The 9,212-nt window shown below is 58.8% G+C and carries 12 protein-coding genes; 7 read left to right on the forward strand and 5 right to left on the reverse strand.

All coding sequences use genetic code 11. The features are described 5' to 3' along the window. The 6 genes from F8J34_RS01395 to F8J34_RS01420 all read left to right on the forward strand — a co-directional run. Nucleotides 1-668, forward strand: a 668-nt coding sequence (locus F8J34_RS01395; protein ID WP_297055713.1) for a PfkB family carbohydrate kinase, incomplete at its 5' end; no start/stop codon positions are given. A gap of 27 nt (nt 669-695) precedes the next feature. Continuing rightward, nucleotides 696-1,466: an ABC transporter permease gene (locus F8J34_RS01400; RefSeq protein WP_297055716.1), complete on the forward strand. Its 771-nt coding sequence runs from the start codon at nt 696-698 to the stop codon at nt 1,464-1,466. 3 nt (nt 1,467-1,469) lie between these two features. Further along, the gene (locus F8J34_RS01405) at nt 1,470-2,246 is read left to right on the forward strand and encodes an ABC transporter ATP-binding protein (protein ID WP_297055718.1); all 777 of its coding nucleotides are present in this window, start codon (nt 1,470-1,472) and stop codon (nt 2,244-2,246) included. Then, nucleotides 2,221-2,475 carry an MlaD family protein gene (locus tag F8J34_RS01410; protein ID WP_297055721.1) on the forward strand — a complete coding sequence of 85 codons (255 nt, stop codon included), beginning with the start codon at nt 2,221-2,223 and terminating at the stop codon, nt 2,473-2,475. Before F8J34_RS01405 ends, F8J34_RS01410 begins: the two co-directional genes overlap by 26 nt. Nucleotides 2,476-2,544: 69 nt before the next feature. After that, nucleotides 2,545-3,297 carry a hypothetical protein gene (locus F8J34_RS01415; RefSeq protein ID WP_297055724.1) on the forward strand — a complete coding sequence of 251 codons (753 nt, stop codon included), beginning with the start codon at nt 2,545-2,547 and terminating at the stop codon, nt 3,295-3,297. Further along, complete coding sequence (locus tag F8J34_RS01420; protein ID WP_297055728.1) at nt 3,294-4,703, forward strand: hypothetical protein; 1,410 nt, start codon at nt 3,294-3,296, stop codon at nt 4,701-4,703. Before F8J34_RS01415 ends, F8J34_RS01420 begins: the two co-directional genes overlap by 4 nt. Here the strand turns inward: F8J34_RS01420 and F8J34_RS01425 are convergent. Genes F8J34_RS01425 through F8J34_RS01445 form a run of 5 tightly spaced genes read right to left on the reverse strand, consistent with a single transcriptional unit; the run spans nt 4,681 to nt 8,657 of the window. Beyond that, complete coding sequence (locus F8J34_RS01425; RefSeq protein WP_297055731.1) at nt 4,681-6,030, reverse strand: sigma-54 dependent transcriptional regulator; 1,350 nt, start codon at nt 6,028-6,030, stop codon at nt 4,681-4,683. The two genes, F8J34_RS01420 and F8J34_RS01425, sit on opposite strands and share 23 nt — an antisense overlap. Then, nucleotides 5,993-6,982, reverse strand: a complete 990-nt coding sequence (locus tag F8J34_RS01430) for a HAMP domain-containing sensor histidine kinase (RefSeq protein WP_297055733.1) — start codon at nt 6,980-6,982, stop codon at nt 5,993-5,995. The genes F8J34_RS01425 and F8J34_RS01430 overlap by 38 nt, the downstream gene beginning before the upstream one ends. After that, complete coding sequence (locus F8J34_RS01435; RefSeq protein WP_297055735.1) at nt 6,948-7,616, reverse strand: histidine phosphatase family protein; 669 nt, start codon at nt 7,614-7,616, stop codon at nt 6,948-6,950. The genes F8J34_RS01430 and F8J34_RS01435 overlap by 35 nt, the downstream gene beginning before the upstream one ends. Further along, nucleotides 7,603-8,367: a YkgJ family cysteine cluster protein gene (locus tag F8J34_RS01440; RefSeq protein ID WP_297055738.1), complete on the reverse strand. Its 765-nt coding sequence runs from the start codon at nt 8,365-8,367 to the stop codon at nt 7,603-7,605. The genes F8J34_RS01435 and F8J34_RS01440 overlap by 14 nt, the downstream gene beginning before the upstream one ends. Continuing rightward, nucleotides 8,364-8,657 carry a LapA family protein gene (locus F8J34_RS01445; RefSeq protein ID WP_297055743.1) on the reverse strand — a complete coding sequence of 98 codons (294 nt, stop codon included), beginning with the start codon at nt 8,655-8,657 and terminating at the stop codon, nt 8,364-8,366. Before F8J34_RS01445 ends, F8J34_RS01440 begins: the two co-directional genes overlap by 4 nt. Between F8J34_RS01445 and F8J34_RS01450 the strand changes: the two genes are divergently transcribed. Next, nucleotides 8,656-9,212, forward strand: a 557-nt coding sequence (locus tag F8J34_RS01450) for an RNA pseudouridine synthase (RefSeq protein WP_297055746.1), incomplete at its 3' end; no start/stop codon positions are given. The two genes, F8J34_RS01445 and F8J34_RS01450, sit on opposite strands and share 2 nt — an antisense overlap.

Genomic DNA, 9,212 nt, shown 5'->3' on the forward strand with positions numbered 1-9,212 from the left:
TTCCGGAACTCTTCTGGCATCTCTGTCCGGCCCGGCAGACCACGGTTTTCGAGAATCGAGAGGGGCCTTCCGGACGCATACAGAGGGTCTGGTCCCGGGCCGGGAGGATAGATCCCCGGGCGGTTCTGGATCTGCCGTCGGAGATAGAAATTTTGCATCTGGCCCCGGTGCTGGACGAGGTCCCTCCGCACGGAGGTTTCCTGCAGGGGCTGAACTATCGGAGGCTGGTGGCCAATCCCCAGGGCTGGTTCCGGGAGGTGACCCCGGAGGGAATGGTTCGACCGCGGGTCCCGGATCTGACCGCCTGTCCCCGGTTCGAGGCCCTGGTGATAAGCGAGGAGGATCTGGCTGCGGATCTTGCGGGGCTTCTTTCCCTTCTGCGGCAAAAGACGCGTTATCTGGTGCTCACCCGGGGGGCGGAGGGGGCCAGTTTCTTCCACGGCTCGGAGGAGAAGTTCCTCCCGGCTCGCCGGGTGAAGGCCGTGGATACCACTGGGGCCGGAGACATCCTGGCCGGGGCCTTCTTTGCCCTGCTTTCCGGCGGAGAAAACCCCCTCCAGGCCCTGGAAAAGGCTATGGAAATGGCTGCTATCGGGGTCACCCGTCCCGGACTGGCCGGAGTTCCTACTTACAAGGAAATAGAAAATTTGCTTGGTAGGCCTTCCTAGGTATATAATGCGCATAGCGAGGTAGCCATGTTGTCTTTCATCCAGTATCTCGGACGGTTGGGTGTCAATTTTGTGGCCGAGGCCGGGGGGATGGCCCTCCTGTTTTTTACCTCCCTGGTTTATACCTTTCGTCCCCCCTATCGGGTGCGTCTCTTTTTCAAACAGATGGAGTTTGTGGGGGTGAATTCTCTTCTGGTGGTGATCCTGACCGCTCTTTTTTCCGGAATGGTTATTGCCTTTCAGAGTTACCGGGCCCTTTCCAAGTTCGGTGGGGAGAGTCTGCTGGGGGGGCTGGTGGCCCTTTCCATGGTCCGGGAGCTGGGGCCGGTGCTTACCAGTCTGATGGTTACCGCTCGGGCCGGCTCGGCCATGGCGGCGGAGCTCGGCACCATGCGGGTCACGGAACAGATCGACGCCCTGGAGGTTATGGCCATCAATCCGGTCCATTATCTGGTGGTGCCCCGGCTCTGGGCGGCGGTGCTCATGGTGCCTCTGCTCACGGTAATCGCCGACGTGGTGGGGATCGGCGGGGGATATCTGGTGGGAGTGTTGCTCCTCAAGGTGGATGCCGGGATCTTTATCAAGAAGATGCAGGACATGGTGGAATGGATAGATATTTCCAGCGGGCTTTACAAGGCCCTGGTTTTCGGGGCCCTGCTTTCCATTATCGGGTGCTACAAAGGATATAACGCCACCGGGGGGGCCGAGGGCGTAGGACGGGCCACCACCGAGGCCGTGGTTATCGCCTCGGTGAGTATCCTGGTGGGAGACTACATTATGACCTCGCTGCTCTTCTGAAGTATGGTTGAACTTCAGGAACTCTATAAAAGCTTTGGGGAACATGAGGTATTGCGGGGGGTCAATCTCCGGATTCCCCGGGGAAAGTTGACCTTTATCATGGGGCAGAGCGGTACGGGAAAAAGCGTACTGCTCAAGCATATCATCGGCCTGCTCAAACCGGATAGAGGGAAGGTGATCATCGACGGTCAGGATGTAACCCGGTTTTCCGAGAAGGAATGGCAGCGACTGCGCCGGAGGTTCGGGTATCTTTTTCAGGAAGGAGCCCTGTTCGATTCCATGACCGTGGCGGAAAACGTGGCCTTTCCCCTGTGGGAGCACACCCGTCTTTCCTATTCGGAGATAGAGAAACGGGTGCAGGAGAAGCTGGCGGTAGTGGGGTTGCTGGAGGCCCGGGACAAATATCCCTCCGAGCTTTCCGGAGGAATGAAAAAACGGGCCGCTCTGGCCCGGGCCCTGGCTCTCGAACCGGAGATCATCCTCTTTGACGAACCCACCACCGGGCTGGATCCCCTTCTTCAGGTCTCCATCATGAAACTTATCCGGGATACCCAGCGCCAGTACGGGCTCACCGGAGTGGTGGTCAGCCACGACGTGCCCATAGCCATGCGGGCGGCGGATTATATTGCCATTCTCCACCAGGGGAAGGTGGTGGCTCAGGGCACCCCCGAGGAAATCCGGAAGAGCGAGCATCCCTTTGTGCAGGAATTTTTGCGCAGTGCCTTTGAGGGATGCCATCCCGAGGAGGTCCAAAATGTACAGAAAAAGCACGGAAATTAAAGTAGGGATCTTTGTCCTGGTGGCTCTTCTGGCCCTGGGGTATCTGACCATCAAACTGGCGGCCGAATCCCTGGCCCCCAAGGGTACCTATCCGCTCTATGCCGTTTTTGACGATGTTTCCGGACTGGTGAAGGGGGCCCGGGTGGAGATGGCCGGGGTGGAGATCGGAAGGGTGGGCCGGATAGGGCTTCTGCCCCAGGGTAAGGCTCAAGTGGAGCTGCGCATCTAGAAAAGGGTAAAGATAAGCCGGGATGCCCTGGCCCGGATCCGTACCGCCGGGGTCCTGGGAGACAAATTCGTGGAGATCCGCCAGGGGCGCAGCCGGGAATTCCTGAAGCCCGGGGAGAAACTGGCTCGCACCGAAAGCCCCATGGATTTCAGTGAACTGATCGCCGAGGTGGGCCCCACCCTCAAGGATCTGCGCAAGGTGGCTGAGGGGCTGTCCGATATTCTGGGCACCGAGGAGGGAAGGAACAACCTCAAGGAACTGGTGGCCAATTTGAGGGATGCCAGTGCGTCCTTCAAGGTGGTGGGGCAGAGGCTGGTGAACGGACAGGGCACCCTGGGTAAACTTCTGGCGGACGAAAGCCTCTATCGGGATCTAAAGGGCAGTCTATCCGACTTTAAGGTGACCATGCATAACCTGCGGGTGGTTTCAGACAAGATGGCCCGCGGCGAGGGCACCCTGGGCAAGCTCCTCACCGACGAAGATCTTTATCGATCCTTCAAAAAGGCCATGGATAGTGTGGAAAGGGGGTCCACGGCCATCGCTGAGGTGGCGGAAAAGATCAATCGCGGCGAGGGCACCCTGGGCAAACTCCTCACCGATGACGAACTATACAACCATCTGAACAACGCGGCAGCCTCCCTGGAACGGATCACCCGAAAGATCGACCAAGGGCAGGGTACCCTGGGTAAACTGGTCAACGACGATTCCCTTTATTACGAGGCCAAGAGGGCCTTTCAGAACGTGAACCGGGCCACCACCGGTATCCAGGAACAGGTGCCCATTTCCATCCTGGGGACCATTGCCGGAGCGGCTATGAGATGAGGTTTTCCCGGCTGGTCTGGTTTTCCCTGGCCCTGCTGTTGAGTCTTCCGGCGGTTTCTCCGGGCGCTGAAGAGCGCGTAAATCTATGGCCTCTTTTCTTCTGGGCCCGCAGCCCCGAGGTCTCCCGTTTCGAGGCCTTAGGGCCCCTTTTTTATCGTTACCGAAACGGACACGAATCCTCGGTGGCCCTGCGTCCTCTGGCGGCCTGGGTGAAACGGGGGGAGAGACGGGACTTTTATTTTCTCTCCCCGCTGGGGCATTACTATGCGGACAGGGAATATCGCCATTTTCGTCTGGTCCCTCTCATTTCCTATGACTGGGAGGTGGGGCCTCGCAAGAAGAGTCGCGAAAAACACTATACTTATTTTCCGGTGTTCTGGGGGCGCACCGCGGAGGGGAAGGGCTACGGAGGGATCTTTCCCCTTTATGGGGTTTTTCGGGAACGGTTCGGGGCCGACGAGGTGCGTTTCTTCCTCTGGCCGCTTTATTCCTCCTCCCGCAAGGGGGAGGATCGTTCCACCAATATCCTCTGGCCTATCTTCAACTACAGCCGGGGTCCCACCCTTTCGGGTTTTAAATTCTGGCCCCTGTTCGGATCCTGGGAGAAAAAGGGCCGGTTTCAACGCCGTTTCTTCCTCTGGCCCATATTTATCCGGGAAACCCGCTACGAAGAGGGCAGTCCCTCCTTTAGCCGCCGGATGGTCTGGCCCCTTTATGTCCACGAAGAGGCCCGACAATTTCGACGCTCCATCTATCTCTGGCCCTTTTTTCAACACGTGGAGGGCAAGGGCAATTCCTTTGAACAGTGGGATTTTCCCTGGCCCTTCTTCCAGTGGCAGAAGGGGGAGCATCGCCGTGGTTTCCGGATCTGGCCCCTTTTCGGGTCCCGGCGTTCGCCGCATTATGAATCCGATTTTGTGCTCTGGCCCCTGCTGATGGGGGAACACATGCGTCAGGAAGAGGGGGAAGAGGTGGAGGGGCGCATCCTGCTCCTTTCCCATTTTCGGAAGGTCACCTATCGCGGGCGCGAGAAGGAGTTCTTTCTGCGGGTATGGCCCCTCTTTGTGGAGGCCCGGAACGCCCGGGGTGAAAGTCTCTTTTATTTCCCGGCCCTGCTTCCCTTCTATGACGAAGGGGTGGAGCGCACCTGGGGAAGTCTTCTCCGTTTATTCGAGCTTTATCACCTGGCCGACGGCCGTTGTTATCTGCGTGTTCTCTGGGGGCTTTACCGGTATGAGGCCGACCGGGAGGTTCGGGTTCACGAGCTGGCCTTTCTGTTTTCCTATCGGCGGACTCCGGCCGGACGCAGTCTCCAGTTTCTGGACGGGCTCCTGGGCTTTACCCTGAGCCGAAAGGGGCCGGGTATCCGGCTCTTCTGGTTCCTCAGGCTAGGCCCCAGCGTTTGAGTTTTCCGCGCAGGGTCTTACGGTCGATCCGGAGCTTCTGGGCAGCCAGGCTCTTATTGCCTCCGCAGGCCTTGAGGACCCGAAGGATATAACGTTTTTCTATTTCTTCCAGAGGAAGATCTTCCTCCAGGCTGAAGTCCGCGGAATCGGTCTCGAAGCCGGCAAAATAGAGGTCCTCCGGTCCGATAACCGGTTTGCGGGAAAAGACCACCAGGCGCTCGATGGTGTTTTCGAGTTCCCGCACGTTTCCCGGCCAGGAATAGGTTTTGAAGGCCTCCAGCACCTCCGGCGCCAGGGAGCGCACCGGTTTGCGGTGTTTTTCCGCGTATCTTTTCAGGAAATATTCCGCAAGCAGGGGAATATCCTCTTTTCTTTCGCGTAACGGAGGGAGGTGGATGGAGATCACGTTCAGGCGGAAGAAGAGATCCTCCCGGAATCTACCGGCCCGCACCTCTTCCCGCAGATCCTTGTTGGTGGCGGCGATGATACGCACATCCACCCTTATCACCCGGTGACTGCCCACCGGGGAGATTTCCTTTTCCTCCACCGCCCGCAGGAGTTTAGCCTGGATGTCCGGGGAAATGTTTCCAATTTCGTCAAAGAAGATGGTCCCTCCGTTGGCCAGTTCGAATTTACCGATCTTATGGGCGGTGGCTCCGGTGAAGGCCCCTTTGACGTGCCCGAAGAGCTCGCTCTCAAAGAGGGTGGGGACCAGGGTGCCGCAATCCACAAACACGAAGGGCCCCTCTTTCCGGGGGCTCCATTCGTGGATCTTGCGGGCTAGGAGCCCTTTCCCGGTGCCGGATTCACCGGTGAGAAGAACTGTGGAATCGGTTTCCGCGGCCATGGCGGCCTGTTCCAGCACCCGACGGATGGCCGCGCTGCGGCCGATGAACTCCAGAGCCCCTTCCTTTTCCCGGAGGGTCTGCCGCAGATAGATATTTTCCAGGGTGAGACGCCTTTTTTCCAGGGCCTTGGCCACCGCCAGGCGCAGTTCCTGGGGAGAGAAGGGTTTCTGGAGAAAATCCGCGGCCCCCAGTTTCATGGCCGAGACCGCTACCTGCACCGTTCCGTAAGCGGTGATGACCACCACCTGGGCCTGAGGGTCTTCCTCCTTGATTTCCCGGAGGAGCTCCAGCCCCTCGGCCCCGGGCAATTTTAGATCCAGGACGATGACATCGAATTCGTAATCCGAGATGAGTCGCCGGGCCTCCTCCGCGGTGCCGGCCAGCTCCACCTCGTAGCCCTCGCGGGAGAGGACCTGAAACCCCGCGTCCCGGATACCGGGATCATCGTCTATGAGGAGAACCCGTCCCTTCGTTTTCATACTCCAAGGCCGGAAGATGGACCCGAAAGATAGCCCCTCGGGGCCGGGCCCCTTCCAGTTCGATTCGTCCTCCGTGTCTGGTAACTATACTGTAAGATATGGAAAGGCCAAGGCCGGTGCCTTTGCCGTGTTTCTTGGTGGTGAAAAAGGGTTCGAAGATGCGGGCCCGAAGGGAAGGGGGAACCCCGGGCCCGGTATCCCGGATCTCGAAATATACCTCCCGGCCCCTTTTCCCGGTCTTAAGGAAGAGTTTGCCCCGACCTTCCATGGCCTCACCGGCGTTGATGAGAAGATTGAGGATTACCCGTTCGATCTGAGAACGTATCCCGCGGCAGAGTACGGGTTCCGGGGAGAGTTCCCATACGGGTTCCACCTGTCTCAACACCCGGTATTCAGCCACCAGATCGTACATCTCCCGAAGGAGGACATTGAGATCCAGGGTTTCCCGAGGGCCCTCTTCCGGATGGGCCAGACTCAGGATGGTCTTGGCAATGATGCGGCCCCGGGTGGCCAGCTTGATGATCTTGTCGATGTACTGATGAAGGGGGCTTTCCTCCGGGAGGTCTTCCTTGAGAAGGTTTCCGTAAAGGAGGATCCCTCCCAGGGGATTGTTGAGTTCATGGGCGATTTCCCCGGCCAGCCGGGTCATAAGCTCCAGTTTTTCCTGATGTTCCAAGGAAGATCTTTCCCAGAGGAGGAGCAGGCGACGTTTCCCTCGCCAGGGAAGAAGAACTCCTTCCAGAAGAAGGGGTGGCTCCAGGGGATGGATCCGACGGGCTTCGAAGCGTCCGATTTCCTCGGGCAGAGGGGCCAGGAGTTCCGAGAGCGAAGGATAGGGTTTGTTCAGGCCGAAGAGACGCCGGAAGGTCTGGTTGACCCGTACCAGACGATCTTCCTCGCACAGGGCCGCGGCGTCTTTAATTTGACCTAGGAGGTTCCGCACCGCCTCCATAATACTCCACCCAATGAGCGAGGTCTATTTCCGCCGGGGCGTTAAAGAGGGCCAGAAGCGGAACCCCCTCCGGGAAGAATACCAGGAGATTCAAGGCCCCCGGATGTTGTTCCAGGGTGAAAAAACGTCGGGGAGACAGGCCCAGTACGGAGGAAACCAGGGCCCGATTGAATCCTCCGTGGGCAAAGGTCACCACCAGGCCCCCGGGGTGTTTTCGGCGAATGAGATCCAGCATCCGGGAGGCCCGGGCAAAGAGCTGAGAGAGACTCTCCCCGCCGGGGGGGCTTATTTTTTCCGGAGTGGCCAGACGCTGGGCGAACTCCGGGATCTCCAAAAGTTCGCTCAGGCTAAGGCCGGTCCATTCCCCGAAATCTATCTCCCGAAGGAGGGGAGTTACGAAAAGGGGGGCCCCGGTGCGCCGACTCAGGAGTTCGGCTCCGTAAAGGGCCCGGGATAGATCGCTGCTATAAACGGCCTCCACCGGAAGCCGGGATAATCTCTCCACCAGTTTTTCCGTACGCCGGCGACCCCGGCTGGAGAGAGGCACGTCTCTCTGTCCGTAAAGGACCCCGCGGGGGCTTTCGGTTTCCTCATGACGCAAAAGGAGAAAGAGGAGGGGCCTAGAGGATTTCATCGAGGAAAGAGAGGGCCTCCCGGGGACCGAAATTTTCCCGAAGGTGGTCCAGGGTTTCCTTGAAGGTCTTTCCCGAGGGTAGCCGACGTCGATAAAGCCGGGCCAGTATCTGGCGCAGTTTGTCTTCCTGGGGAAGATAGGCCAGATCCGGGGCCTCGCGATTGCCGAGCAACACCTCCGGAACTTCCTCTACCCCCCTCTCTAGATCCCTGAGGAACCGGACCTGATCCGCCAGATGTCCGTAAAGACCTCCGATGTCTATTTCCTCTACGATCTGAAAAAGGAGGCTGGAGAGGGCCAGGAATTCCTCCGGCACCCGGGCTTCTCCGGAGAGTTCGCAGCGTTGCACGGAGAACATGAGCCGGCAGGTAAGAGGGCGACGTTCATAGACCGAACAGAGCCTATCCGGGCCGAGGAGGGGACAGACCCCGACCTCTCCGGGATGATCCTCCGGCGGGGTCTTTCCGCGCATGAGAAGGAGGGCCATGGTGTTGGGGGTGCTTCCCGGACGGGGGTAATCCTTCAAGGCCAGAAGACGGGCCTCAAGATCCGGATCCAGGGCCTTGTGAAGATACCTGGCCTCAAGCGAGGTCACCCAGAGATAGGTGGTGCAGCAGGAGGCGCAACCCGGTTCACACACAAAGGGATAATTCTGGGCTTCCTCCTCCACCAGAGCATAAAGGGCTTCCAGCAAGGAGACCTTTTCCGGATAGCCGTAATCGGGTTTTATGGTTACCAGGGCCGGACTCATGCCGTGGTCTGAGCGGAGGAGGCCGTCTTTTCCAGTTCGGTCAATCGTTTCTCCAGTTCGGCGATGCGTTTGTTCTTGTCGTAAAGTTCCTTGCGGCGTTTAAGACGCCCGGGAAGGGAGATAAGGAAGATAAGGATCATGCCGGCCAGGAGGGAAAGGATTACAATTACCGCCAGGGAACTCTGGAACTCCCACACCAGGAACTTTACCGCTACCGGAGTGGCGTTCTGAATGGCAAAGGCCGCGATGAGGACCCCGAGTAGAGCGGCTAGGATGAGGTAAAACTCCATGTTCCCAAATATGGTGCAATTCGGGGGTGGTGTCAAGGAAAGGTGGCACATCCTTTACGAGGATCGTCATCTGCTGGGGATATATAAGCCCGCGGGAATCACCGTTCAGGGGGTCCACAGAGGGGAGGAAGGGCTTCTTTTTGGGGCGAGGGAGTACCTGCGGCGAAGGTATGGCGGAAACCCCTTTCTGGCCCCGGTGCACAGACTGGATAAGGTAACTTCCGGGGTGGTGCTTTTCGCCCGCTCGGAAAAGGCCGCCCGCCGGCTTGCGGAGGCCTTTCGCGAGGGTGAGATAAGCAAGGTTTATGTGGCGGTGGTGGAGGGGAGGTTTCCGCTTTCGGCCGGAAGACTCAGACATTTTCTGCGGTGGGAGGAGGGCTCGCGACGGGTCAGGATCTCGGAGCGGCCCTTTCCCGGAGCCCGGGAAGCCGTAACCGAATTTCGGGTCTTTTTTCGTTCCCGGGAACTTACCGGAATCCTTCTTTTTCCGGAAACCGGACGCAAGCATCAACTTCGGGCTCAGCTGGCCCGGGAGGGCCATCCGGTGGTGGGGGA

It is taken from the genome of Thermosulfurimonas sp., from assembly GCF_015491435.1.
GTDB lineage: Bacteria > Desulfobacterota > Thermodesulfobacteria > Thermodesulfobacteriales > Thermodesulfobacteriaceae > Thermosulfurimonas_A.

Coding starts and splice junctions, on each gene's coding strand:
- F8J34_RS01400 (WP_297055716.1), top strand. CDS start 696: ATGTTGTCTTTCATCCAGTATCTCGGACGGTTGGGTGTCAATTTTGTG.
- F8J34_RS01405 (WP_297055718.1), top strand. CDS start 1,470: ATGGTTGAACTTCAGGAACTCTATAAAAGCTTTGGGGAACATGAGGTA.
- F8J34_RS01410 (WP_297055721.1), top strand. CDS start 2,221: ATGTACAGAAAAAGCACGGAAATTAAAGTAGGGATCTTTGTCCTGGTG.
- F8J34_RS01420 (WP_297055728.1), top strand. CDS start 3,294: ATGAGGTTTTCCCGGCTGGTCTGGTTTTCCCTGGCCCTGCTGTTGAGT.
- F8J34_RS01425 (WP_297055731.1), bottom strand. CDS start 6,030: ATGAAAACGAAGGGACGGGTTCTCCTCATAGACGATGATCCCGGTATC.
- F8J34_RS01430 (WP_297055733.1), bottom strand. CDS start 6,982: ATGGAGGCGGTGCGGAACCTCCTAGGTCAAATTAAAGACGCCGCGGCC.
- F8J34_RS01435 (WP_297055735.1), bottom strand. CDS start 7,616: ATGAAATCCTCTAGGCCCCTCCTCTTTCTCCTTTTGCGTCATGAGGAA.
- F8J34_RS01440 (WP_297055738.1), bottom strand. CDS start 8,367: ATGAGTCCGGCCCTGGTAACCATAAAACCCGATTACGGCTATCCGGAA.
- F8J34_RS01445 (WP_297055743.1), bottom strand. CDS start 8,657: ATGGAGTTTTACCTCATCCTAGCCGCTCTACTCGGGGTCCTCATCGCG.